Annotated in this window: 29 protein-coding genes; 20 read left to right on the top strand and 9 right to left on the bottom strand. The window is 68.7% G+C overall.

Annotated elements, in window-relative coordinates; genetic code table 11:
- Position 1 precedes the first annotated feature (1 nt).
- From MAA8898_RS04975 to MAA8898_RS04900, 16 genes are all read left to right on the top strand, one after another.
- The gene (locus MAA8898_RS04975) at positions 2-1,279 is read left to right on the top strand and encodes a DNA-packaging protein (protein ID WP_094019865.1); all 1,278 of its coding nucleotides are present in this window, start codon (positions 2-4) and stop codon (positions 1,277-1,279) included.
- A gap of 316 nt (positions 1,280-1,595) precedes the next feature.
- On the top strand, positions 1,596-2,795 hold the full coding sequence (locus MAA8898_RS04970; protein ID WP_094019864.1) for a phage portal protein: 1,200 nt from the start codon (positions 1,596-1,598) through the stop codon (positions 2,793-2,795).
- Positions 2,788-3,015, top strand: coding sequence for a GTA head formation protein, RCAP_rcc01685 family (locus tag MAA8898_RS04965; protein WP_094019863.1), 228 nt, complete (start codon positions 2,788-2,790; stop codon positions 3,013-3,015). Before MAA8898_RS04970 ends, MAA8898_RS04965 begins: the two co-directional genes overlap by 8 nt.
- Before the next feature lie 29 nt (positions 3,016-3,044).
- Complete coding sequence (locus MAA8898_RS04960; RefSeq protein ID WP_094019862.1) at positions 3,045-3,584, top strand: HK97 family phage prohead protease; 540 nt, start codon at positions 3,045-3,047, stop codon at positions 3,582-3,584.
- Positions 3,585-3,612: 28 nt separating this feature from the next.
- Positions 3,613-4,794 (top strand): phage major capsid protein, encoded by a 1,182-nt coding sequence (locus tag MAA8898_RS04955; protein ID WP_094019861.1) that lies wholly within the window; start codon positions 3,613-3,615, stop codon positions 4,792-4,794.
- Between the two features lie 158 nt (positions 4,795-4,952).
- Positions 4,953-5,546, top strand: a complete 594-nt coding sequence (locus MAA8898_RS04950; RefSeq protein ID WP_094019860.1) for a head-tail connector protein — start codon at positions 4,953-4,955, stop codon at positions 5,544-5,546.
- On the top strand, positions 5,543-5,878 hold the full coding sequence (locus tag MAA8898_RS04945) for a phage head closure protein (protein WP_094019859.1): 336 nt from the start codon (positions 5,543-5,545) through the stop codon (positions 5,876-5,878). Before MAA8898_RS04950 ends, MAA8898_RS04945 begins: the two co-directional genes overlap by 4 nt.
- Positions 5,875-6,282, top strand: coding sequence for a DUF3168 domain-containing protein (locus MAA8898_RS04940; protein ID WP_094019858.1), 408 nt, complete (start codon positions 5,875-5,877; stop codon positions 6,280-6,282). The genes MAA8898_RS04945 and MAA8898_RS04940 overlap by 4 nt, the downstream gene beginning before the upstream one ends.
- Before the next feature lie 23 nt (positions 6,283-6,305).
- Positions 6,306-6,713 carry a phage major tail protein, TP901-1 family gene (locus MAA8898_RS04935; RefSeq protein ID WP_094019857.1) on the top strand — a complete coding sequence of 136 codons (408 nt, stop codon included), beginning with the start codon at positions 6,306-6,308 and terminating at the stop codon, positions 6,711-6,713.
- Positions 6,713-7,045, top strand: a complete 333-nt coding sequence (locus tag MAA8898_RS04930) for a gene transfer agent family protein (protein WP_094019856.1) — start codon at positions 6,713-6,715, stop codon at positions 7,043-7,045. Before MAA8898_RS04935 ends, MAA8898_RS04930 begins: the two co-directional genes overlap by 1 nt.
- Entirely contained in the window at positions 7,032-7,235 is a 204-nt protein-coding gene (locus MAA8898_RS04925) for a rcc01693 family protein (RefSeq protein ID WP_094019855.1), read from the top strand. The genes MAA8898_RS04930 and MAA8898_RS04925 overlap by 14 nt, the downstream gene beginning before the upstream one ends.
- Positions 7,232-7,891 (top strand): RcGTA-type gene transfer agent tail tape measure protein, encoded by a 660-nt coding sequence (locus MAA8898_RS04920; protein WP_094019854.1) that lies wholly within the window; start codon positions 7,232-7,234, stop codon positions 7,889-7,891. The genes MAA8898_RS04925 and MAA8898_RS04920 overlap by 4 nt, the downstream gene beginning before the upstream one ends.
- A 10-nt stretch (positions 7,892-7,901) precedes the next feature.
- Positions 7,902-8,534 (top strand): DUF2460 domain-containing protein, encoded by a 633-nt coding sequence (locus tag MAA8898_RS04915; protein ID WP_094019853.1) that lies wholly within the window; start codon positions 7,902-7,904, stop codon positions 8,532-8,534.
- Entirely contained in the window at positions 8,534-9,418 is an 885-nt protein-coding gene (locus MAA8898_RS04910; RefSeq protein ID WP_094019852.1) for a phage/gene transfer agent baseplate hub protein, read from the top strand. Before MAA8898_RS04915 ends, MAA8898_RS04910 begins: the two co-directional genes overlap by 1 nt.
- The gene (locus tag MAA8898_RS04905) at positions 9,415-9,849 is read left to right on the top strand and encodes an NlpC/P60 family protein (RefSeq protein ID WP_094019851.1); all 435 of its coding nucleotides are present in this window, start codon (positions 9,415-9,417) and stop codon (positions 9,847-9,849) included. Before MAA8898_RS04910 ends, MAA8898_RS04905 begins: the two co-directional genes overlap by 4 nt.
- Positions 9,849-13,790, top strand: a complete 3,942-nt coding sequence (locus MAA8898_RS04900; RefSeq protein ID WP_094019850.1) for a baseplate multidomain protein megatron — start codon at positions 9,849-9,851, stop codon at positions 13,788-13,790. The genes MAA8898_RS04905 and MAA8898_RS04900 overlap by 1 nt, the downstream gene beginning before the upstream one ends.
- An 8-nt stretch (positions 13,791-13,798) precedes the next feature.
- Here the strand turns inward: MAA8898_RS04900 and MAA8898_RS04895 are convergent, their stop codons facing one another.
- Positions 13,799-14,983 carry an IS110 family RNA-guided transposase gene (locus MAA8898_RS04895; protein WP_094019849.1) on the bottom strand — a complete coding sequence of 395 codons (1,185 nt, stop codon included), beginning with the start codon at positions 14,981-14,983 and terminating at the stop codon, positions 13,799-13,801.
- 224 nt (positions 14,984-15,207) lie between these two features.
- Here MAA8898_RS04895 and MAA8898_RS04890 point away from each other — a divergent pair, with 224 nt between their 5' ends.
- A complete protein-coding gene (locus tag MAA8898_RS04890; RefSeq protein WP_176445068.1) occupies positions 15,208-15,573 on the top strand; it encodes a DUF7742 family protein in 366 nt (121 codons plus the stop codon).
- Here the strand turns inward: MAA8898_RS04890 and MAA8898_RS04885 are convergent.
- A complete protein-coding gene (locus MAA8898_RS04885) occupies positions 15,537-15,821 on the bottom strand; it encodes a TraR/DksA family transcriptional regulator (RefSeq protein ID WP_306456372.1) in 285 nt (94 codons plus the stop codon). The genes MAA8898_RS04890 and MAA8898_RS04885 overlap by 37 nt on opposite strands.
- Before the next feature lie 83 nt (positions 15,822-15,904).
- On the opposite strand from MAA8898_RS04885, the gene cysE reads away from it, so the two are divergent.
- Entirely contained in the window at positions 15,905-16,717 is an 813-nt protein-coding gene (gene cysE / locus MAA8898_RS04880; RefSeq protein WP_094019847.1) for a serine O-acetyltransferase, read from the top strand.
- Positions 16,718-16,809: 92 nt separating this feature from the next.
- Here cysE and MAA8898_RS04875 read toward each other — a convergent pair whose 3' ends face one another.
- The 7 genes from MAA8898_RS04875 to MAA8898_RS04845 all read right to left on the bottom strand — a co-directional run bounded on the left by MAA8898_RS04875 (position 16,810) and on the right by MAA8898_RS04845 (position 22,129).
- Complete coding sequence (locus MAA8898_RS04875) at positions 16,810-18,105, bottom strand: pyruvate dehydrogenase complex dihydrolipoamide acetyltransferase (protein WP_094019846.1); 1,296 nt, start codon at positions 18,103-18,105, stop codon at positions 16,810-16,812.
- A gap of 68 nt (positions 18,106-18,173) precedes the next feature.
- Positions 18,174-18,431, bottom strand: a complete 258-nt coding sequence (locus tag MAA8898_RS04870; RefSeq protein ID WP_094019845.1) for a hypothetical protein — start codon at positions 18,429-18,431, stop codon at positions 18,174-18,176.
- On the bottom strand, positions 18,428-19,804 hold the full coding sequence (locus tag MAA8898_RS04865) for a pyruvate dehydrogenase complex E1 component subunit beta (RefSeq protein ID WP_094019844.1): 1,377 nt from the start codon (positions 19,802-19,804) through the stop codon (positions 18,428-18,430). Before MAA8898_RS04865 ends, MAA8898_RS04870 begins: the two co-directional genes overlap by 4 nt.
- Positions 19,805-19,808: 4 nt before the next feature.
- Positions 19,809-20,192: a VOC family protein gene (locus MAA8898_RS04860; protein ID WP_094019843.1), complete on the bottom strand. Its 384-nt coding sequence runs from the start codon at positions 20,190-20,192 to the stop codon at positions 19,809-19,811.
- A complete protein-coding gene (gene pdhA, locus MAA8898_RS04855) occupies positions 20,192-21,190 on the bottom strand; it encodes a pyruvate dehydrogenase (acetyl-transferring) E1 component subunit alpha (protein WP_094019842.1) in 999 nt (332 codons plus the stop codon). Before pdhA ends, MAA8898_RS04860 begins: the two co-directional genes overlap by 1 nt.
- Before the next feature lie 119 nt (positions 21,191-21,309).
- Complete coding sequence (locus MAA8898_RS04850) at positions 21,310-21,612, bottom strand: FtsB family cell division protein (protein ID WP_094019841.1); 303 nt, start codon at positions 21,610-21,612, stop codon at positions 21,310-21,312.
- A 268-nt stretch (positions 21,613-21,880) separates the two neighbouring features.
- Positions 21,881-22,129, bottom strand: a complete 249-nt coding sequence (locus MAA8898_RS04845; protein ID WP_217900482.1) for a YdcH family protein — start codon at positions 22,127-22,129, stop codon at positions 21,881-21,883.
- Positions 22,130-22,260: 131 nt separating this feature from the next.
- On the opposite strand from MAA8898_RS04845, the gene MAA8898_RS04840 reads away from it, so the two are divergent.
- Both MAA8898_RS04840 and MAA8898_RS04835 read left to right on the top strand, forming a co-directional pair.
- Positions 22,261-23,196, top strand: a complete 936-nt coding sequence (locus tag MAA8898_RS04840; protein WP_094019839.1) for a hydrogen peroxide-inducible genes activator — start codon at positions 22,261-22,263, stop codon at positions 23,194-23,196.
- Positions 23,197-23,237: 41 nt separating this feature from the next.
- Complete coding sequence (locus MAA8898_RS04835; protein WP_094019838.1) at positions 23,238-24,245, top strand: alpha/beta hydrolase; 1,008 nt, start codon at positions 23,238-23,240, stop codon at positions 24,243-24,245.
- The last annotated feature ends 5 nt before the right edge of the window (positions 24,246-24,250 follow it).

Genomic DNA, 24,250 nt, shown 5'->3' with positions numbered 1-24,250 from the left:
AATGACGGAGGGGGAGCGCCTTGCGCTCCCCTACCTGTTCGAGTTCTGGGCGCATCCGCACCAGTTGCCGCCCGAGGGTGACTGGCGGACATGGGTGATCCTGGGCGGGCGCGGCGCGGGCAAGACCCGCGCCGGGGCCGAGTGGGTGCGCGCACAGGTGGAAGGGGCCAAGCCGCTGGATGCCGGGCGCTGCCGCCGAATCGCGCTGATCGGCGAGACCTACGACCAGGCGCGCGAGGTGATGATCTACGGCGAGAGCGGGATCCTGTCCTGCTCGCCGCCCGACCGCAAGCCGCGCCACAACGCGACCCGGCGCACGCTGGTCTGGCCGAACGGCGCCGAGGCGGTGCTGTTCTCGGCGCAGGACCCGGAGGCGCTGCGCGGGCCGCAGTTCGACGGCGCCTGGGTGGACGAGTTCGCCAAGTGGAAGCGGGCGCGCGATGTCTGGGACATGTTGCAGTTCGGCCTGCGTCTGGGGGCGTCGCCGCGGGTCTGCGTGACGACGACGCCGCGCAACGTGAACGTTCTGAAGGAGCTCATGGAGCTGCCGTCGACGGTGTCGACCCATGCGAAGACCGAGGCGAACCGGGCGCATCTGGCCAAGTCCTTCCTCGAGGAGGTGCGGGCGCGCTACGCCGGCAGCTCGCTGGGGCGGCAGGAACTGGACGGCGTGTTGCTGGAGCAGGTCGACGGGGCGCTGTGGACGCGGGCGATGTTCGATACGGGGCGGTCGGGGCGGGTGCCGGATCTGGACCGCATCGTGGTCGCGGTCGATCCGCCGGCGGGCGGGGGCAAACGTTCGGACGCCTGCGGGATCGTGGTGGCGGGGATCGTCGAGGCCGAGGACCCGCGCGAGCGTCGGGTCTACGTGCTGGAGGATGCCTCGGTTCAGGGGCTGGGGCCGACCGGCTGGGCGACGGCGGCGGTCCGCGCGGCGGAACGCTGGCAGGCGGACCGGGTGGTGGCGGAGGTCAACCAGGGCGGCGCCATGGTCGAGGCGACCCTGCGCCAGATCGCGCCGGACCTGCCGTTCAAGGCGGTCCACGCGACGCGGGGCAAGACTCTGCGGGCGGAGCCGGTGGCGGCGCTCTACGAGCAGGGGCGGGTGTTCCACGGCCGCGGACTGGAGGCGCTGGAGGCGCAGATGTGCCTGATGACGCCGCAGGGCTACGAAGGCTCCGGCAGCCCGGACCGGGTGGACGCGCTGGTCTGGGCGCTGACCGAGCTGATGCTGGGCGTGCGCCCGGCGCGGCGGGTGCCGCAGATGCGGGTGATCTGACAGCGGGGCATCCCTGTGCATGTCCGGGCGGTGTGCCGCCCGCGCCGCCCCGCTAGCGAGGGGCCAGCCCCTCGCGCTCCCCGGGATACTTCTGGCCAGAAGAAACCTGGAGCGGGGTGTTGCGGCAAGGGCGGGCGGTGCTGTGACGCCGGATTAATCGCCGCTTTCTAGGTTGGCTCATGAGACGTTCGGGACGGGTTTCGGTCCCGGGCAGACGAATGACGGGACAGCCGGGACGCCTGGGGAAAGCCTCGGGTTCTCTCGGACGGTGCGGGCGGGGCCGGAAGCGGCTGCCCGAGGAAAGGAGCGACGAGGCATGGTATTCGATTTTCTGCGGCGGTCCCGGGACACGGAGGGGGCACAGGCGGCACCCGAGGCCAAGGCCTCGGCCACCGGCCGCCTGGTGGCGCATCTGTCGTCGGGGCGCGTGGCCTGGAGCCCGCGTGACACGGTTTCGCTGACCAAGCAGGCCTTTGCCGGCAATCCGGTGGGCTTTCGCGCGGTCAAGCTGATCGCGGAGGCGGCGGCGGCGCTGCCGCTGGTGTTGCAGGACGAGGGGCAGCGCTATGCGACGCATCCGATCCTGAAGCTGGTGGCGGCGCCGAATCCCGGCCAGGGGCGGGCCGAGCTGTTCGAGGCGCTTTACGGCCAGTTGCTGCTGTCGGGCGACGGCTATGTCGAGGCGGTGGCGGGCGACTCTGGGCTGCCCTTTGAGCTGCACGTGTTGCGCAGCGATCGCATGAGCGTGGTGCCCGGGGCCGATGGCTGGCCGGTGGCCTATGAATACGCGGTGGGCGGGCGCAAGCACCGCTTTCATGCCGGCGGGGAGATCTCGCCGATCTGCCACGTGAAGTCCTTTCACCCGCAGGACGACCACTATGGCCTGTCGCCCTTGCAGGCGGCGGCGCAGGCGGTGGATGTGCACAACGCGGCGTCGCGCTGGTCCAAGGGGCTGCTGGACAACGCGGCGCGACCTTCGGGCGCGATCGTCTGGAAGGGCACCGAGGGGCAGGGGCATCTGAGCCCCGAGCAGTTCGAGCGCCTCCAGGCCGAGATGGAGATGCATCACCAGGGGGCGCGCAATGCCGGACGGCCGATGCTGCTGGAAGGCGGGCTGGACTGGAAACCGATGGGCTTTTCGCCTTCGGACATGGAGTTCCAGAAGACCAAGGAGTCGGCCGCGCGGGAGATCGCGGTTGCCTTTGGCGTGCCGCCGATGATGCTGGGGATCCCCGGCGAGGCGACCTACGCCAACTACGCCGAGGCGCACCGGGCCTTTTACCGCCAGACGGTGCTGCCGCTGGCCACCAAGGTCACGGCGAGCGTCGGGCGCTGGCTGTCGGGCTGGCTGGGCGAGGAGGTGCTGCTGGCGCCCGATCTGGACCAGGTGCCGGCGCTGGCCACCGAGCGCGATGCGCAGTGGAACCGCGTGGCGCTGGCCGATTTCCTGACCCGCGCCGAAAAGCGCCGGCTGCTGGGCCTGCCGGCCGAGATGGAGGAGAGCGAGGGTGACTGAACTCAGATCGAGGCACGAGGCCTTTGCCTGCGCGCCGGGCCTGCGGCTGGAAGCGCACGAGCGGGTGAGCAAGCTGCAGTTCGACGCGCTCACCGACCGGTTCCAGCGTCTGGAGGCGCTGATGGAGCGGTTGGAGCGGCGGCTGTGGCTGACGGTCTACGGCGTCGCCGGGGCGATCCTGGCGGATGTCTTCCAGGGATTGATGAACGCGACGCCCTGAGCGGTGGGCCTGCGAGGAAAGGAACCAGGATGGAATTGGAGCACAAGTTCTGCCGTTTCGACGCCGAGGTGACGGTCGAGGGGCGCAAGATCGAGGGCTATGCCTCGCTCTTTGGCGCCTGCGACCAGGGCGGCGACGTGGTGGCCAAGGGTGCCTATGCGCGGTCGCTGACGCGGCTGGGCACGGAGGGGCGCAAGGTCAAGATGCTGTGGCAGCACGACCCGGCGCAGCCGATCGGCATCTGGGACGAGGTCCGCGAGGACGAGCGCGGCCTCTACGTCAAGGGCCGGCTGCTGGACAGCGTCGAGCGCGGCCGCGAGGCGGCGGCGCTGATCGAGGCGGGCGCGATCGACGGGCTGTCGATCGGTTACCGCACGCTGAAGGCCGCGAAGAACGACAAGGGCCATCGTGTCCTGACGGAACTGGAGCTTTGGGAGGTGTCGCTGGTGACCTTCCCGATGCTGCCCAGTGCGCGGGTGGCGTCCAAGGGCGAGGCCCCGGACGATGCCGCCCTGCGCGATTTGGCGGAGGCCCTGGAGGCCATGCGCCGCAACCTGGCGGGCGGCTGACGCGCGCCACTCATGAGGGAACCAAGGGATGAACAAGACCGAGACCAAGTCTCGGACCGGGGAAGATGTGTCTCCGGTCGCCCGGGTGAGTGCCGCGATGGCGGGACTGATCGGGGACTACAAGGCCCTCGCGGCCGACCTTGAAGAGAAGCTTCAGAAACAGGAAGAGCGACTGACCATGCTTGATCACAAGACCGCCCGGGCGAACCGCCCCGCGCTTTCGACCCGTGTCGAGGTCGAAGTCCCCCACCGCAAGGCGTTTGATGCCTACCTGCGCCACGGCGATGACGACGGCCTGCGCGGCCTCGAGCTGGAAGGCAAGGCGATGTCCACCGCCATCAACTCGGACGGCGGCTACCTGGTCGATCCGCAGACCGCGGACACCATCAAGTCCTCGCTGAGCGGCACCGCGTCGATCCGCAAGGTCGCCAACGTTGTCAACGTCGATTCGACCTCGTACGACGTGCTGATCGACCGCAACGACGCCGGCGCGGGCTGGGCGAACGAGACCTCCGCGACCGCCGAGACCGGCACGCCGACGATCGAGCGCATCTCTATCCCGCTCTACGAGCTGAACGCCATGCCGAAGGTGTCGCAGCGCCTGCTGGACGACAGCGCCTTTGACGTCGACACCTGGCTGGCAGGCCGCATCGCTGACAAGTTCGCGCGCTCCGAGGCCTCCGCCTTTGTCACCGGCAACGGCGTCGACAAGCCGCGCGGCTTTCTGAACCACACCATCGTGGACAACGACAGCTGGACCTGGGGTTCGCTGGGCTCGGTTCCGTCGGGGTCGGGCACAGGGATCGGCGACGGCGACGCGCTGATCGACGTGGTCTATGCGCTGAATGCGCCCTACCGCGCCAAGGCGACCTTTGTGATGAACTCGAAGACCGCCGGCGCGCTGCGCAAGCTCAAGGACGCGGATGGCCGCCACCTGTGGGCCGACGGTTTTGCCTTTGGCGAGCCGGGCCGCCTGCTGGGTTACCCGGTGCTGATTGCCGAGGACATGCCGGACATCGCGGCGGATGCCTATCCGATCGCCTTTGGCGACTTCTCCAGCGGCTACACCATCGCCGAACGTCCGGACCTGCGCGTGCTGCGTGACCCGTTCAGCGCCAAGCCGCACGTGCTGTTCTACGCCTCCAAGCGCGTGGGCGGCGACGTGAGCGACTTTGCGGCCATCAAGCTGCTGCGCATCGCGGTCGGCTGAGGCTGGCGACGAGATGGGGGGCGGGCCTTCGGGCCCGTCTCTCCAAGGGCGCGCGCCTGTCCAAGTTGTCCAGCCAAACCCCTCCGCCAGTGCAGCCTGGGCGGCGCGCGCCCACCCCCCGGCGGACCTGGGATGGTCGAGGATTTCGGAGAAAAGACATGATGTTGGTGGAAGAAACGCAGGTGCCGGATGCGGCGCTTCCGGTGAACGCCCTGAAGGATCATCTGCTGCTGGGCAGCGGATTTACCGAGGCGGACCTGCAGGACCCGGTGCTGGTGTCCTTTCTGCGGGCGGCGCTGGCCGCCATCGAGGGGCGCACCAGCAAGGCGCTGATCGCCCGGGGGTTCCTGATGACGCTGGACGACTGGACCTCGCCGGAAGGACAGCGGCTGCCGGTGACGCCGGTGCAGTCGATCACCGAGGTGACGCTGGTCGATGCCTACGGGGCGGCCACCACGGTCGATCCTGCCGCCTACCGCCTGAAGAAGGATGCCTTTGATCCGAAGCTGCGGCCGATGGCGACCTACCTGCCCAACGTCCCTTCGGGCGGCTCAGTCGAGGTCCGGTTCGACGCGGGCTATGGCGCGACGTTCGACGCCGTGCCCGAGGATCTCAAGCAGGCGGTGCTGATGCTGGCCGCGCACTACTACGAGTATCGCAGCGACACAGCGCTGAGCCAGGGTTGCATGCCGTTCGGCGTCACCAGCCTGATCGCCCGGTATCGCCCGGTGCGGATGGGGCTGGGCGCATGACACGGCGGCTGAACAGACAACTGGTGCTGGAGTCGCCGCAGCGGGTGAGCGACGGGGCCGGCGGCTATGTCGAGACCTGGACGGCGCTGGGCACGCTCTGGGCCGAGGTCAAGCCACGCACCGGACGGCTGGCCAGCGGCGAGACCGGGGCGGTGTCGGTCGGCGCCTTTCGCATCGTGACGCGCGGCGCGCCGCAAGGTCATTCGAACAGGCCCGAGCCGGGGCAGCGCTTTGTCCTCGGCACCCGGATCTTTCGCATCGAGGCAGTGACCGAGGATGAGCCTGCGGGACTCTACCTGGTTTGCCAGTGCCAGGAGGAGGTGGCGCCATGAGCTATGCGGTTTCAGCAGCGCTTCAGGCGGCGGTGTATGCCCGCCTGCAGGGCGACGCGGCGCTGGGCGCGCTGGTGGGCGCCGACATCTACGACGCGCTGCCGCAGGGCAGCCTGCCGTCGCTCTACGTGGCGCTGGGGCCCGAGACGGCGAAGGACGCCAGCGACACCGGCGGCAACGGCGCCTGGCACCGCTTCCTGGTCTCGGTCGTGACCTCGAAGTCCGGATTCCAGACGGCCAAGGATGCGGCGGCGGCGATCAGCGATGCCCTGCACGGGGCGGACTTGGCGCTGGGCCGCGGGCACCTGGTGGGCCTGTGGTTCGAAAAGGCCAAGGCCGGGCGCGAAAGCCGCGGTCTGCGGCGCATCGATCTGACTTTCCGCGCGCGCGTGGAAGACAACTGACCCTTCAAATCGGAGTAAGAGCCATGGCGGCACAAAACGGCAAAGACCTTCTGATCAAGGTGGATGTGGGCGGGTCGTTCCAGACCCTGGCGGGGCTGCGTGCCACGCGAATCAGCTTCAACGCGGAGCAGGTCGACGTGACCTCGCTGGACTCGACCGGGGGCTGGCGCGAGCTGCTGGCCGGCGCGGGCGTGCGCTCGGCCAGCCTGAGCGGATCGGGCGTGTTCAAGGACGGCGCGACGGATGAACGGGCGCGGCAGATCTTCTTTGACGGCGAGACACCGGCATTCCAGGTCATCATCCCGGATTTCGGCACCGTCGAAGGGCCGTTCCAGGTGACCTCGATCGAATATGCCGGCGCGCACGACGGCGAGGCGACCTACGAGTTGGCGCTCGCCTCGGCCGGGGCCCTGAGCTTTACGGCGGCCTGATGGGCAATCCGTGGCGGGGGGAGGTGGTTCTGGTCGTCGATGGCCAGAGCCACGTGATGCGGCTGACGCTGGGGGCGCTGGCCGAACTGGAGGCGGAGCTTCAGAGCGGGTCGCTTGTCGATCTGGTGCAGCGGTTCGAGGCGGGAAGTTTCAGCACGCGCGACGTTCTGGCGCTGATCGTGGCTGGCTTGCGCGGCGGCGGCTGGACGGGCCGCACGCAGGACCTGCTGGCCGCCGAGATCGACGGCGGTCCAATGGCGGCGGCGCGGGCGGCGGCGGAACTGCTGGCACGAGCCTTCATGCTGCCGGAGACGGCGGATGGCCGGGTTTGACTGGCCGGCGCTGATGCGCGCGGGGATGCGGGGCCTTGGCCTCAAACCCTGGGAATTCTGGGCGCTGACGCCGGCCGAGCTGCAACTGATGCTGGGCGAGGGCGGCGGTGCGCGGCCGATGGGACGCGGGCGGCTGACCGAGTTGATGGCGGCCTTTCCCGACGACATGACACGAGGTGACGGCACATGAGCGAGATGATCGAGGACCTGGAAAGCCAGGTCGAGGCACTGGAAACCTCGCTGGGCGGCGCGGTCGGCATGGCGGCGCAGTTCGACGCCGAGCTGAAGCGCATCCACGAGACGTTTTCGGCGACAGGCCGCGGTGCGGAGAGGCTGGAAGCGACGCTGAGTCGGGGTGTGGCGCGGGCGATCGACGGCGTGGTGCTGGACGGCATGAAACTGTCGGACGCGCTGAAGACGGTCGCCCAGTCGATGATCGACGCGGCGTGGAAGGCGGCGGTGACGCCGGTGGCCAACCATGTGGGCGGGCTGTTGTCCTCTGCCGTGTCGGGGGTTTTTGGCGGGTTTTCCGCCTTTGCCGATGGCGGCAGCTTTTCGCAGGGGCGGGTGATGCCCTTTGCCAATGGCGGGGTGGTCAGCGGGCCGACAACGTTCCCGATGCGCGGCGGCACCGGGCTGATGGGCGAGGCGGGGCCGGAGGCGATCATGCCGCTGACCCGGGGGGCCGACGGCCGGCTGGGGGTGCGCGCCGAGAGCGGGGCGCAGGCGGCGGTGACCGTGGTGATGAACATCTCGACGCCGGATGCGGCCAGTTTCCAGCGCAGCCAGAGCCAGATCGCGGCACGGATGAGCCAGGTCCTGGGCCGCGGCGCACGCAACCGCTGAGGAGGGTGACATGAGCTTTCACGAGGTGAGATTTCCGACCGACCTGAGCTTTGGCTCGGTCGGCGGGCCGGAGCGGCGGACGGACATCGTGGCGCTGACCTCCGGGTTCGAGGAGCGCAACACGCCCTGGGCGCATTCGCGCCGCCGCTATGACGCGGGACTGGGGCTGCGGTCGCTGGACGACGTGGCGGATCTGATCGCCTTTTTCGAGGCGCGGCAGGGGCAGCTGTACGGTTTCCGCTGGAAGGATTGGGCTGACTTCAAGTCCTGCGCGCCGTCGCAGATCCCTGCGGCATCGGACCAGCTGATCGGGACTGGAGACGGAGTCGCGGTGACTTTCCAACTGTCCAAGACCTACGCCTCGGGCGGGGCAAGTTACCTGCGGCCGATCACCAAGCCTGTGGCCGGGTCGGTGCTGATCGCGGTGGGCGGCGTTGCGCAGAGTGAAGGTGCGGGCTTTGCCGTCGATCCGGCGACCGGCGTCGTGACTTTGGATGTGGCGCCGGGCATCGGCGTCGAGGTGCGGGCGGGGTTTGTCTACGACGTACCGGTGCGGTTTGACACCGACCGGATCCATGTCAGCGCGGGCAGCTTCAACGCCGGGCAGGTCCCGGACGTACCGGTGGTGGAGGTTCGGGTCTGATGGGGGCGGCGGAGCTACACGCCCACCTGGCGGGTGGGCTGACGACGGTGGCGCGGGCCTGGGCGGTGACGCGCCGGGACGGGACGCGCCTGGGGTTTACCGACCACGATGGGGACCTGGTGTTTGACACGCTGACCTTCAAGGCGGACAGCGGGTTGACGGCGCGCGCGCTGAGCCAGGCGACAGGGCTGTCGGTGGACAACTCCGAGGCCATGGGGGCGCTGAGCGCTGCGGCGATCTCGGAGACCGACATCGCGGCCGGGCGATACGATGGCGCGGAGGTCGTCTGCTGGCTGGTGAACTGGGCGGACGTGGAGGCGCGCAAGATCCTGTTCCGCGGCACGATCGGCGAGATCCGGCGCGGCGACGGGGCCTTTCACGCCGAACTGCGTGGCCTGACCGAGACGCTGAACCGTCCGGTCGGCCGGGTCTACCAGAAACCGTGCACTGCGGTGCTGGGGGACAAGGATTGCGGGTTTGACCTGACTTCGGGCGGGTATGTCTTCGAAGGGGGATTGGTCGGCGTCGAGGACGACCGGGTTTTGCTGGCGGGTGCCCTGCCGGGCTTTTCCGCGGGCTGGTTCCAGCGCGGCCGTGTGGAGGTTCTGAGCGGTGCGGCGCAAGGGCTGTCCGCTGCGATCAAGCGTGACCAGCTACGCGCCGATGGCACGCGGGTCATCGAGGTCTGGGAGAAGCTGCGCGTCGCGCCCGTGGCCGGCGACCAGGTGCGCTTCACCGCCGGTTGCGACAAGCGTTTTGAGACCTGCCGGTTGAAATTTGGCAACCATCTGAACTTTCGGGGCTTTCCGGACCTGCCCGAAGAGGACTGGATCACCGTGCACCCGAGCCAGGCCAAGCGGCTGGACGGTGGGAGCCGGCGATGAGCCTTGTGGTGGAGGCCGCGCGTGGCTGGATCGGCACGCCCTATGTGCACCAGGCCTCGGTCCGGGGGGCAGGCTGTGATTGCCTCGGCCTCTTGCGCGGGGTCTGGCGCGAGGTGATCGGACCGGAACCCGAGGCGATCCCGGCCTACAGCATGGACTGGTCGGAGCCGCAGGGCGACGAATTGCTCTGGCATGCGGGGCTGCGGCACCTGTCGGCGAAACCGCTGGCGGAGGCGGCCGCGGGTGACGTTCTGCTGTTCCGGATGCGGGACGGGGCGGTGGCCAAACACGTGGGGCTTCTGGCCAGGACAGGCGCCGAGGCGTCCTTCATCCATGCCTACACCGGGCACGGTGTGATCGAAAGCGCGTTGAGCGCGCCCTGGGCGCGTCGGGTCGTGGCCCGATTTGCCTTTCCAACGGAGATTGAGTGATGGCGACGATCCTTCTTTCTGCGGCTGGCGCGGCAATCGGCAGTTCGATCGGCGGCTCTTTCCTGGGTCTGTCGATGACGGCCGTGGGCCGCTTTGTCGGCGCGTCCATTGGGCGGGCATTGGACCAGCGGTTGCTGGGGGCCGGATCCGATGCGGTGGAGACCGGCAAGATCGACCGGTTCCGGCTGACCGGCGCGGGCGAGGGTGCGCCGATCGCGCAAGTCCACGGGCGGATGCGCGTGGGCGGGCACGTGATCTGGGCCACCGAGTTCAAGGAGCGTGTTCGCGAGTCCGGCGGCTCGGGCAAGGGGGCGCCGTCGCAACCCAAGGTGAAGGCCTACAGCTATTCGGTGAGTCTTGCCCTTGCGCTGTGCGAGGGCGAGATCACCGGCGTCAACCGCGTCTGGGCGGACGGGGCAGAGATCGCCGTGGGCGACCTGAACATGCGCGTCTACAGTGGGTCGCAGGACCAACTCCCAGACCCCAAGATTGAGGCGGTCGAGGGCGTCGGGCGGGTGCCGGCCTACCGTGGCACGGCCTATGTGGTGATCGAGGACCTGCGGCTGGAGCGCTTTGGCAACCGGGTGCCGCAGTTTAGTTTCGAGGTCGCGCGGCCGGACCTGGCCCTGGACGAGGTGCCGGCGCTGGTGCAGGGCGTGGCGATGATCCCGGGCACCGGGGAGTACGCACTCGCGACCGAGCCGGTTTACCTGGGTGACATGAGTGAGGTCGCGCCGGGCTTCTTCGGTCTTCCGTCGGCGCCGGGCCGCAGTGTCGTGGCGAACGTGAGCACGCCGTCTGAAGAGCCTGATTTCGTCACCTCCCTGAGGCAGTTGAAGGACGAGGCGCCGAACATCGGTGCGGCCTCTCTGATCGTCAGTTGGTTTGGCGATGACCTGCGCTGCGGGACATGCACGATCCGCCCGAAGGTCGAGCAGGCGCAATACGACGCCAAGGGAATGGCCTGGTCGGTGGCTGGGGTGTCCCGGTCCCAGGCGGAGGTCGTGCCGCAGGAGGCAGGCCGCCCTGTGTACGGCGGGACGCCGACCGACGCATCGGTCATCCAGGCGATCCGGCGGATGCAGGCCGACGGCCTTGCTGTGATGTACTATCCCTTCATCCTGATGGACCAGATGGCGGGCAACGGCCTGCCTGACCCCTGGACCGGCGCGGCGGACCAGCCGGCGCTGCCCTGGCGTGGCCGTATCACGCTGAGCATGGCCCCTGGGCAGCCTGGCTCACCCGACCAGACCGCCGCAGCGGACGCGGAGGTCGCGGCGTTTTTCGGCAGCGCCTCGGCCAGCGATTTCGGCGTGTCCGGCGGAGCGGTCACCTACAGCGGACCCTCGGAGTGGAGCTATCGGCGATTCATCCTGCACCAGGCGGCGCTGTGCGCCGTGGCGGGCGGGGTCGACTCGTTCTGCATCGGATCCGAGATGCGCGGTCTGACCCAGATTCGGGGGGCTGCCGGCTTTGCCGCCGTTGCACAGCTGAAGAGCCTTGCCGCCGAGTGCCGGGCGCTGCTCGGTCCCTCGGTCAAGATCGGCTATGCCGCCGACTGGTCGGAGTATTTCGGCTATCATCCGCAGGACGGCTCGGGTGACCTCTATTTCCACCTCGATCCGCTCTGGGCGGATGCCGAGATCGATTTCATCGGCATCGACAACTACATGCCGCTGTCCGACTGGCGCGATGGCGACAGCCATGCAGATGCCGCCTGGGGCGCGGTCCACGACCTGGGTTACCTGCGCGCCAACATCGAGGGCGGCGAGGGGTATGACTGGTATTATGATTCGGAAGCGGACCGCGCGGCGCAGGTGCGCACGCCGATCAGCGACGGCGCCCATAACGAACCCTGGGTCTGGCGCACCAAGGACATTCGCAACTGGTGGGCCAATGCACACCACGAGCGGATTTCGGGCGTGCGTCAGGCCAGCCCGACCGCGTGGCAGCCCGAGTCCAAGCCGATCTGGTTCACCGAACTGGGCTGCGCGGCGGTCGACAAGGGCACTAACCAGCCCAACAAGTTCCTGGATCCGAAATCCTCGGAATCGCGCCTGCCGCATTTCTCGAACGGGTTGCGCGACGAGGCGATCCAGCGGCAGTACCTGCGCGCGCAACTGGGGTATTGGGGAGAGACCGGCAACAACCCGGCGTCTTCGGTCTACGCGGGGCCGATGCTGGACCTAAGCCGTGCCTTTGTCTGGGCTTGGGACGCGCGACCTTACCCCTGGTTTCCCGGCAACGAGAGCCTGTGGTCGGACGGACCCAACTATCGCCATGGGCACTGGCTGAACGGACGGCTGTCGGGGCGGAGCCTGGCGTCCGTCGTCGCGGAGATATGCCACCGCGTGGGGCTGACGGCGATCGACACCTCCGGCTTGCACGGAGTCGTTCGCGGCTATGTTGTGCCGCAGGTCACCGACGCGCGGCGGGCCTTGCAGCCCTTGATGCTGGCCTATGGCTTTGACGCGATCGAACGCGACGGGACACTGGTCTTTCGGATGCGGCGCGGGTCCGGGGCGGTCGATCTGTCCATGTCCGATCTTGCGGTCAGCGACGAGATCGACGGCGACCTGCAAGAGACCCGAGCGGGTGAGGCCGAGATGGCGGGGCGCGTGCGGGTGCAGTTCGTCCTGGCGGATGCCGATCACCAGGTGGCCGCCGAAGAGGCGGTGTTGCCGGACGAGGCGACGCATTCGGTGTCAGAGACTGACATAGCGCTGGCCCTGACGCGAGGCGAGGGACGGCAGACCGCCGAGCGCTGGCTGTCCGAGGCGCGAGTGGCGCGCGACTCGTTGCGCTTTGCCCTGCCGCCGTCGCGATTGACCTTGGGCGCGGGGGACATCGTGCGGCTGCCTGCGGCCAGCGGGACGACGCTGGCGCGCATCGACCGGGTCGAAGTCATGGAGCGGCAGATCGTCGACGCGGTGCGCATCGAGCCGGATGTCTTCCTGCCGTCGGATATGCCGGAGGACACGGCGCGGCTGCGCCCCTTCACGCCCGCCGTGCCGGTGGCCCCGGTGTTCCTCGACCTGCCTCTGATGAGCGGAGATGAGGTGCCGCATGCACCCCACCTGGCACTGACGGCGGAGCCCTGGCCGGGATCGGTCGCTGTCTACGACGCGGCGCAGGATTCCGGCTATGACCTGAACAGTCTGCTTGCTGCGCAATCGGTGGTCGGCGTGACCGAGACCGACTTGCCGGCGGCGCGGCCCGGGATAGTGGACCATGGCGCGCCGTTGCAAGTCCGGCTGGCGAGCGGGACACTTGCCTCGGTCAGCGACGCGGCCTTGTTGACCGGCGCGAACCTGATGGCGGTCGGTGACGGCAAGCCGGGCAACTGGGAACTGTTCCAGTTCCGGGACGTGACGCTGGTGTCCGACGGGCGCTGGCTGCTGTCGCACCGGTTGCGGGGGCAGGCGGGCAGCGACGGGATCATGCCCCCGGTCTGGCCGGCGGGCTCCTGGGTGGTGCTGATGAACGGCGCGCCGGCGCAGATCGGGCTGAAGGCGGCGCAGCGCGGGCTGGAGCGGCATTACCGCATCGGCCCGGCGAGCCAGGGCTACGACCACGGGTCCTATACCCATCGGGCACTGACCTTCGAGGGCAACGGCCTGCGGCCTTACCGGCCGGCGCATCTGCGCACCACGGTCGAGGGCGGCGACCTTGTCGCGCGCTGGATCCGGCGCACGCGGATTGACGGCGATGGCTGGGACCTGGCGGAGGTCCCGCTGGGCGAGGCAAGCGAGCTTTACCGGGTCGAGGTCCGGCAGGGCGGGACTGTTCTGCGCGAGGCGCTGGTGACCAGTCCGGAATGGACCTATGGCGCCGCGGAACAGAACGCCGACGGGGTCAGCGGCAGCTACGCCATCGCCGTGGCGCAGATGTCGGACCGTTACGGGCCGGGACCCTTCGCAGTGGCCGAGGCGGCTGCGTAATGGACAAGTCAAGCTGCTTTTCGATCGGGATCGAAGGCCTCGCGTCTTTGGAGCATGGTCCAGATGACGGTGACACGGCGCCGCGCGAGGGCGATGAGAGCCTGGTTGTGGTGCTTTCCCTCGCGGCGCTTGCGGTCGTAGAAGGCCTTGGAGAGCGGGTCTCGGGCGGAGACGGCGCAGAAGGCGCTCTGGTAGAAGACGCGTTTGAGGGCCTTGTCTCCGCCATAGGCACGCCGCCAGACTGCGCGCTTGCCGGACTGGCGCTGAACCGGCGCGAGGCCGGCGGCGGACGCCAGCGCATCGGCCGATCTGAAGCGCCGTATGTTGCCGGTGCAGGCAATGAACTCTGCCGCGAGCACCGCCCCCATCCCCGGCAGCGAACGGATGAGGGCGCCGTCAGGGTGGTCGGTCAGAAGGGTCTCGAGGTCGCGGTCGATGCGCGCGATCTTCGCCCTCGCATCGAGGGCCTCGGCGGCCAGTTCCCGGATCAGGTCGGCCGTGGGTGCTTCGCCCGGCACGGCGATCTTCTGGGCATGGGCCGCCTCCAGGGCACGGTCCGCCAGGGCCTGCGTCCCATGCAGATGCGGTGTCTTCTTCAGATGCGCGACGATCCGCGCCTTGCCGGCGTGGCGGATCTCGGCCGGCGTGACATAGCGCGCGAGCAGCGCCAGAGGTCCCTTGCAGGTGATGTCGAGCGCCCGTTCGAGGCCGGGATGAATGCCGCAGAGAAGCCCGCGCAGACGCGCTATGCGCCGTGTCTGGTCCTGGATCAGCTCGCGCCGGCGCCCGACCTTGAGCCGGATCGCGACGATGCTGTCGTCGTCGGGCAGGATCGGCCGAAGATCGCGGGTGCGCACCAGCTCGGCGATGGTGCGGGCGTCGCGCGGGTCGGACTTTCGCTCGCCGCCGGCGAAGCCCTGACTGGCGCGGTTCACCGCGATCCCGGGGGTGTGAACCAGCGCGAAGCCCTCGGCCAGAAGCGTGGCTTCCAGGAAACGGGCGAAGGAGCCCACCACGTCGAGCCCGATCGCCATCTCTTGTCCGAGCCCGCGAAGCTCCGCGACAAAGCCGTCGATCGCCTCCGGGTCGTTCTCGACCGCGCGGTCGAGAACGACCCGGCCCTCGCCATCCACCGCCACCGCCTCCGCCCAATGCGTGACCTTCGCCGCGTCTATGCCGACGCACATCTTCATCGCCCAGCCTCCTTTCCCACTGGCGCCAGCGTGCCTCGTCCCGCCTGCATCGCCTTACAAAGCCATCGGGGGCACCGCGTAATCAGCGGTCGGACAGAGGCGGCGATACGGGCGGCTCAGCGACCCAAGCCATCGGGGACAGCCAGCATGACAGCCATACCCGCATCGCCTGCGCGCCCGCAGCTTCTCACCTGCAACCGCGCTGTGAAAAGGGGTAAGGCGGCATGAGACCGGTGCTGCCGGGGGATGTGAGTGCTGCGGCGCGGGCACTGCTGCCGGTCACCGGCGCGCGGCGGGCGGACGTTGCCCGCCGCCTGATCGCCGAGGCGCAGGCGGCCGACCTTTTCTGCCAGACCGAAGGCAAGGCGCATCCGCGCTGGGGCAACGGCACCTTGATGGCGGCCGCCTACGGACACGAGATGGGACGCGAGCGGACCTTTGACGACCCGGACTACCTGGACTGCCAGTTGCAGGTGCTGGGCGCGCTGTTGGCGCTGTGTCAACCGGACGCGCAGGAGATGCAGCGGGTGACGGCCGGGTCCAGTTCCAGCCGCTATTCGACGATCGGTTCGCCGCAGTCGGCGCAATAGCCGAAATCTCCGGTTTCGATCCGGGCCAGGGCAGCCTGCAACGCTCGGCGTTGCAGGTCGCGCCGTGCCTGGGTGGCCCAGGCCGTGGACTGGTTCAGCAGCGCATCCTGCCGCGAAAGCCGCCCGACGGCCTGCTGGTCCAGTTGCACTGTCGACTGACCCTTGCGGCCCAGCGCGTCGTCATCGTCGAGTCCCGCCAGGCGGGACATGATCAGGTCACGGAAGCGGTCGATCCGGCTGTCATCCATGATTGAAATCTCCTGCATCACGGATTTGAGTTTCGGTCCCGCGACCCTATCTGATAGGGTTGCGGCGTCAAAGGAGGACAGCCATGGCTGAAACGCGCGTACAACTGGCGGAACTGGACCCGGTCTGGGCCCGGATTCGCCGCGAGGCGGAGCAGGCGGTGATCGACGAGCCGCTGCTGGGCGGGCTGGTGCATTACTCGATCCTGCACCATCCGTCGATCGACCGGGCCCTGAGCTACCGCATCTCGCTCAAGCTGGCCAATGGAGAGATGTCCGAGCAGATCGTGCGCGAGATCTGCGACGAAGCCTATGGCGCGTCGGCGGAGCTGGCGCTGGCCGCCCGGGCCGACATCACCGCGACCTACGAACGGGACCCCGCCTGCCATCGCTTTCTACAGCCGCTGCTGTTCTTCAAGGGATTCCAGGCGGTGCAAGCCTACCGGGTGGCGCACTGGCTCTGGCAACAGGGCCGGACGGATCTGGCGTATTTCTTCCAGATGCGCTGTTCCGAGGTCTTCGGGATCGACATCCACCCCGCTGCGCGGATCGGCCGGGGCATCATGATCGACCACGCCCATTCCATCGTGATCGGCGAAACCGCTGTCGTCGGCGACAACGTGTCGATGCTGCATTCGGTGACACTGGGCGGCACCGGCAAGGAAGAAGAGGACCGCCATCCCAAGATCGGCGATGGCGTGCTGATCGGCGCAGGGGCCAAGGTGCTGGGCAACATCAAGGTGGGCAACTGCTCGCGCATCGCCGCCGGGTCGGTGGTGCTGAAGGACGTGCCGCCCTGCAAGACCGTGGCGGGTGTGCCGGCGAAGATCGTCGGGGAGGCGGGGTGTTCGCAACCCTCCGTGACCATGGATCAGCTGCTGTTCGGCGACGAGGTCTGATCGGACGACAGGGGCTGCACCCGTGCGGTCAATGGAAAAGGAAACGCCGGGCGGCCCAAAGGCCGTGCCGGCGTTTTTCATGGCGGGCCGGGTCAGGCCAGCAGGGCGAGCGGATTCTCGAGACCCTCAACAATGGCCTTGAGCAATTCGGCCCCCAGCGCGCCGTCGATCACCCGGTGATCCACGCTGAGAGTGACGGACATGACGGTCGCCACCGCCAGGCTGCCATCCGCCGCGACCACGGGCTTCTTGAGTCCGGCGCCGACGGCGAGGATCGCGCCATGCGGCGGGTTGATCACCGCGTCGAAGTTCTCGACCCCGAACATGCCCAAGTTGGAGATGGCAAAGCTGCCGCCCTGGTAGTCCTGCGGCGCGAGCTTGCGGTCGCGGGCGCGGGTGGCGAGGTCCTTCATCTCGGCCGAGAGGGCGGAGAGGCTTTTCTGGTGGGCGTCGCGCAGGACCGGGGTGAACAGACCGCCCTCGATCGCCACCGCCACGGCCACGTCGGAGGGAGTCAGTTGCAGGATGCGGTCACCAGCCCAGACCGCGTTGGCAGCGGGCACCTGCTGCAGCGCATTGGCGCAGGCCTTGATGATGAAGTCGTTGACCGAGAGCTTGATGCCGCGCGGGGCGAGCTGGTCGTTCAGCTGCTGGCGGAAGGCCATGAGGGCGTCGAGCCGGATCTCGCGTCGCAGGTAGAAATGCGGGATCGTCTGCTTGGCCTCGGTGAGGCGCGCGGCGATGGTGCGGCGCATCCCGTCGAGCGCGATCTCCTTGTGCGGGCGGTCTGCGTAGGTCTTGAGCACGGCCTCGGCGTTGGCGGCAAGGGGGGGGCGCGGCTGCGGAGCAGGGGCTGCAGCCGCGGTCGGTGCGGCGGCGGGCTGGGGCTGATCGGCCGCGGCCTCGACGTCGGCCTTGACGATGCGGCCGCGCGGGCCGGTGCCCTTGATCTGCGCCAGGTCCAGGCCTTTCTGATCGGCAATGCGCCGGGCGAGGGGGGAGGTGAAGACGCGCGTGCCCTCGCGCGGCTGCGCCGGGGCGGCGGCCGTCTCGCCGGCCCCATTCGGGGCCACCTCGGCGGCCGCGGTTGCCTGCGCCTTCGGCGCCGTGGCAACCGGGGCGTCGGAGATGTCGGCGGCGCTTTCGCCCTCTTCCAAGAGAACGGCGATGGGGGTGTTGACCTTGACGCCCTCGGTGCCCTCGGCGACGAGGATCCTGCCGATGGTGCCTTCGTCGACCGCCTCGAACTCCATCGTCGCCTTGTCGGTCTCGATCTCGGCGATCACGTCGCCGGAAGACACCGTGTCGCCCTCCTTGACCAGCCATCGGGCCAGCGTGCCTTCCTCCATGGTGGGGGACAGGGCGGGCATGAGGATTTCCGTGGGCATCTTGATCCTCCTCTCAGCGCGGCTGCGGGGCGTGGAATTGGGTATTTGGACAGAGAAGAAGACCCATGTCAGCGGGCCTCGATCAGCGTGACGAGGTCATAGGGCGGGCGCGGGGTCCGGCCGCGCGCCAAGTCGTCGATGGCGCGGGCGAGGGCGGTCCGGTGCGCCGCGATCCATTCGTAGGCCTCCTGGTGCGAGGGGCGGCCGCCAGGGCGCAACCCGCCCTGCATCAGGCATTCCGGGACCCAGGCGCGGCCTGCATCGGTGGCAATGCGGTAGGCCTCGCGCGCGACGTCGCGGCCCTGGACCTCGACCGGGGTGCTCATCGGTAGCAGACCTTCTTCGCCGCGGCGACCACCTCGGCCGTGGTGACCAGGGCGAGGCGTTCGAGGTTGGCGGCGTAGGGCATCGGCACGTCCTTGCCCGTGAGGTTGATCACCGGGGCGTCGAGCCAGTCGAAGGCCTCCTGCATCAGCACGGCGGAGATGTGGTTGCCGATGGAGGCAACGGGCCAGCCTTCCTCGATGGTGACGCAGCGGTTGGTCTTTTGCACCGAGGCGATGACCGTGGCGGTGTCCAGCGGGCGCAGGGTGCGCAGGTCGATCACTTCGGCGCTGATGCCCTCCTCGGCCAGTTTCTCGGCGGCCTCGAGCGCGTAGGTCATGCCGATGCCGAAGCTCACCAGCGTGATGTCGGTGCCCTCGCGCCAGATGCGGGCCTTGCCGAAGGGGACGGTGAAATCCTCCAGCACGGGCACGTCGAAGCTGCGGCCGTAGAGGATCTCGTTTTCGAGGAAGATCACCGGGTTGGGGTCGCGGATCGCGCTTTTGAGCAGGCCCTTGGCGTCCGAGGCGGAGTAGGGCATCACCACCTTGAGGCCGGGGACATGGGCGTACCAGGCGGCGTAGTCCTGGCTGTGCTGGGCGGCGACGCGGGCGGCCGCACCGTTGGGGCCGCGAAAGACGATGGGACACCCCATCTGCCCGCCGGACATGTAGAGCGTCTTGGCGGCCGAGTTGATGATCTGGTCCATCGCCTGCATGGCGAAGTTGAAGGTCATGAACTCGACGATGGGCCGCAGTCCGCCGAAGGCCGCGCCGACGGCGATGCCGGTGAAACCGTGCTCGGTGATCGGCGTGTCGATCACGCGCTTGGCGCCGAATTCCTCCAGCAGGCCCTGGCTGATCTTGTAGGCGCCCTGGTATTCGCCGACCTCCTCGCCCATCAGGAAGACCTCGCCGTCGCGGCGCATCTCCTCGGCCATGGCGTCGCGCAGCGCCTCGCGCACGGTCTGCTTTTTGGTCTTCGTGCCTTCGGGCCAGTCGGGCTCATTGCGCTCGGGCTGCGGGGCAGGGGCGCCGGCCGCCTCGCCGGCCGCCCTGGCGGGGGCCACCTCGGCGGCCGGAGTTGCCTGCGCCTTTGGCGCGGTGGCAACGGGTGCGGCGTCCAGGCTTTCGCCTTCTTCGACCAGCACCGCGATGGGGGTGTTCACCTTCACGTCCGCCGTGCCCTCGGCGACCAGGATCTTGCCGATCACGCCTTCGTCGACCGCCTCGAACTCCATCGTCGCCTTGTCGGTCTCGATCTCGGCGATCACGTCCCCGGAGGAGACCGTGTCGCCCTCCTTGACCAGCCATTTCGCGATGGTGCCTTCCTCCATGGTCGGCGACAGCGCGGGCATCAGGATTTCGGTTGCCATGCGGTCACTCTCCCCGCGGTTCGGGCGTGATCAGCCCCACGATGTTGCCTTCGCCATCCTCGACATAGGCCGCGCGGCCTATGCCGGGATAGTCGGTCGGGGGCAGCGCCTCGGCCCCGCCGTTGTCGAGCGCCCAGCGATAGCGGTCATCCACATCCGCGACCTCAAAGCTCAGGGTGCAGCCGCGCACCGGGCCATGCGGGGCGGGGGCCGGGCCCATGCGCTTCATCATGCCTCCGGTCAGGCCGTCACCCAGAAGGGCACCGGCGACAAGCTGGTAGTCCACCTGTTCCGCCCCCGGTATCGGGTCAAAGCGCCAGCCGAACAGCCCGCCGTAGAACCGGCGCGCGCGGGCCGGATCGGTCGCGTGGATCTCGAAGTGGGGCATCAGCCGACCTCCGCGTAGATGTCGGTCCAGAGTTCGTCCAGCGCCGGTTCCGGGCTTTCGCGGGCAAAGTCGGCGGAGGCGTTGACCTCGGCCTTGATCGCCTTGTCGATCGCCTTGAGGTCTTCCTCGGAGGCGTGGCCGCCTTGCAGCAGCATGTCGCGCACGTGGTCGATCGGGTCGCGCTCCTCGCGCATCTTCGACACTTCCTCGCGGGTGCGGTACTTGGCCGGGTCCGACATCGAGTGGCCGCGGTAGCGGTAGGTCTTGACCTCGAGGATGTAGGGCCCCTTGCCGGCGCGGCAGTGTGCCACCGCCTTCAGCCCGGCGTCGCGCACCGCCAGCACGTCCATGCCGTCGACCATCTCGCCGGGGATACCGAACGCGTTGCCGCGGTGGTAGATGTCCGGCGTGGAGGTCGACCGTTTCATCGCCGTGCCCATGGCGTACTGGTTGTTCTCGATCACGAAGATCACCGGCAGCTGCCAGAGCGCGGCCATGTTGAAGGTCTCGTAGACCTGGCCCTGGTTGGCCGCGCCGTCGCCGAAATAGGTAAAGGTCACGCGGCCGTTGCCCTTGTAGCGGTCGGCAAAGGCCAGCCCCGCGCCCAGCGGCACCTGCGCGCCGACGATGCCGTGCCCGCCGTAGAAATGCTTTTCGCGGCTGAACATGTGCATGCTGCCGCCCTTGCCCTTGGAATAGCCGCCTTCGCGGCCGGTCAACTCGGCCATCACGCCCTTGGGGTCCATCCCGCAGGCCAGCATGTGGCCGTGGTCGCGGTAGGAGGTGATGCGCTTGTCACCCTCTTCGGCGGCGGCCTCCAGGCCGACCACCACGGCCTCTTGTCCGATGTAGAGATGGCAGAACCCGCCGATCAGGCCCATGCCATAGAGCTGGCCGGCCTTTTCCTCGAACCGCCGGATCAGCAGCATGTCGCGGTAGTATTTCGTCAGCTCCTCGGGCGAAACATTGGGTTTCGCCGTGGTCTTGCGGGCCGCCATGCCGTCTCCTCCCCGGAATCGTTCAAGGCTGAACTATCTGGCGGAAGGATAGGCGGGGGGCGGCCCGGCGTAAAGCCCGTCCGGGGCGCTTCCGATGCGTGTCGGACCGGTCAGCCGGGTCAGTGCACCACGATCTCGTCCGTGCGCACCAGGCCCAGCACGTCGCGGGCCTGCTGGTCCAGCAGGTCGAGGTCGAGGTATTCGTCCGACAGGCGGCGGGTCAGGTTCTCCATCCGCACCACCTCGAGCCGCAGCCCTTCCAGTTCCCGCGTGAGGCGGTCGCCCTCGGTGGTGATCTCGGCGCGGCGGAACAGCCCGTAGTCGCCCTGCACGGCGGCAAAGGTGAAATAGGCCGAAAGGCTCAGCGTGGCGGTGAAGAAGACGAGAACGCCCAGCGACGGGCGGGGCCTGCGGGTGGTCATGTCTCTGCCTCTTGCGGCGCCTCATTCAACGAGCGCCTTCAGCCAGACTCGCACACCCGCGCGGGAAAGGGAATCCCGCGCGGGTCATCATCCGTCTAGCGGCCGCTCTCTGCCGGCCGGCGTTGCATTTCTGCACGCCCCGGTACTCGGCCGGCGGTGCTCCCGGGCCGCGGCGGCGGCGGTGTCGCCTCGCCCAGGGCGTCGGCGAAATCGTCGAGGTCACCCGATCGCATCAACTGCGCCGCACGCAGGTAGTCCATCGGGGTCATCATGCGGCGCCCCGCGAGGAGTCCGAATCCAGGTTGGCCAGCGTGCGCAACACGCCATCGTAATAGGCCATCTCGTCCTTGAGCATCAGCTTGCGCGCCTTCAGCGCGCGCAGGCGCCCGGCGCTGGGCAGCGGTCTCCCGTGCTCGTTGTCGATCTGCGCCTCGAGGTCCGCATGGCGTGTCCGAAGGGCCGCGATCCGCGCCTGAACCGATGCGCTGTTGCCCTTGGTCATCCGTGTCGTCGTCATTTCTACCTCCTTGCCGTGTACCGTGGACCTGAGATGGGGCCTTGGTGTCCCGGGTGAAAGCCAATGGGACTGCAAAGTTGGATAGGAAATACCTATATTACCAGTGTCGCCCCCCGACCAGAGGCCCACCCATGACCGAAGCCCCCAGCCTGCGCCAGCTGCGCTATTTCCTGCACCTGGCCGAGACCGGCCAATATGGCCGCGCCGCCGCGCGCGCCGGGATCAGTCAGCCATCGCTCAGCCTGCAAATCGCCGAACTGGAACGGCGGCTGCGGCTGAAGCTGGTGGAACGGCGTCGGCGCGGCGTGGTGCTGACCCCTGAGGGCCGCGCCGTGCGGGAACGCGCCGCCCGGATCGTCGAGGAACTCGAGGCGCTGGTCGAAACCGCGCAGCTGCTGGAAACCGGGATGCCGGGGCAGTTGCGGCTGGGCTCCACCCCCACCATCGGGCCGTACCTGTTGCCGGGACTGGTGCGCCGCCTGCACGCCGCCTACCCCGAAGCCAAGCTGGTGCTGCGCGACGGCGCCCCGCGCGAGCTGACCGAGGACCTGGTGGCCGGCCGGCACGACGTCATCCTGACCCAGCTGCCGGTCGCGGCCAGGGACGTCACCGTGCTGCGGCTGTTCCGTGAGCCGCTTTCGGTCGCGCTGGCGCATGAACATCCGCTGGCCCAAGCCGCCGAGATCCGGGACGAGGATCTGGCCGGGCAGGAGGTGCTGTCGCTGTCCAGCGCCTATGCCCTGCATGGCCAGATCGCAACGCTGTGCCGTGATCTCGGCGCGCATCTCAGCGCGGATTACGAAGGAACCAGCCTGGATGCCCTGCGCCAGATGGTGGCGATGAACATGGGGCTGACCTTTCTGCCCGCGCTCTACGTCCGGTCCGAGATCAGCGCCCCGCGCGGCGACGTGGCGGTGCGCCCCTTCCGGCGCGGCAGGTTTACCCGCTCCATCGGGCTGGTCTGGCGCGCCAGCAGCGGCAACGCCGCCAGCCTGAACCGCCTCGCCGAGGTCGCGCGCGAGGTGATCCGGGCGGATTTCGCCGGCGTCGTCATTCCGGAGGGGTGAACGCCCTCGACGCGCCTTCGGCTGTGCGCGATTGTGCTGCCATGAGTCGTATCGTTGTCGTCCTGATCCTGTCGCTCTCCATCGTCGGTTGTGCGCCGCGCGGAGTCATCACCGTCGTGCAGGGGTTCATGCCGGACCGCTACGGCGCGACGGTGCAGCGCGTCTACATCGCCAGCAACCGCCATCTGGACGCAGAGGCGCCGGACGAGGCGCTGAACCAGACCTTCGGCGAAAGCCGGGATGCGGTGCTGCGCTACGGGCACATGGACATCTCCATTCCGCCGGTGCACGAAATCGGCCGGATCGAGTGGCCGGAAGACCAGACACCCGATCCGGCACGGCATTTCGTCGCCCGCTCGGGTGAACGCTACGCGAACCAGCAGGCCTTCCTGCGCGCGCTTCCGCGCAACAACGGGCGGCCCGACGTGGTGCTGTTCGTGCACGGCTTCAATATCAACAACGCCGAGGCGATCTACCGGCTGGCGCAGATCGCCCACGACTTCGAGACCGATGACCCGGTGATCTCGTTCTCCTGGCCCTCGGCGGGCGATCCGCGCGGCTATGTCTATGACCGCGACAGCGTGATCTTCACCCGCGACGACCTTGAAACCCTGCTCAAGGGCCTGTCCGCCGCCAACCGGCGCACGCTGATCGTGGCGCATTCCATGGGCAGCCAGCTGGTGATGGAGACTCTGCGCCAGATGGCGATCTCGGGCAGCGGTGCCGCGCTGGCGGACCTGTCGGGCGTGGCGCTGATCAGCCCAGACATCGACGAGGACGTGTTCCTGCGGCAGGCCAGCCGCATCAAGCCCTTCCCGCAGCCTTTCCTGATCATCGTCTCCACCCGCGACCGCGCGCTGAGCCTCTCGGCCTTCCTGACCGGCACCCCCACGCGGCTCGGCTCGATCCAGAACCCCGCGCGGCTGGCCAACCTGCCGATCGACATCATCGATCTGAGTTCCATCGAGGGCGGCGACCGGACAGGCCATTCCACCGCCTTCACCTCGCCGGTGGCGATCCGGCTGCTGCGCGACCTTGCCGCGCCGTGAGGTCC

It is taken from the genome of Antarctobacter aquimaris (assembly GCF_900184945.1).
In the GTDB taxonomy this organism is placed as follows: Bacteria; Pseudomonadota; Alphaproteobacteria; order Rhodobacterales; family Rhodobacteraceae; genus Maliponia; species Maliponia aquimaris.
This window is presented reverse-complemented; position numbering and strand designations above follow the sequence as displayed.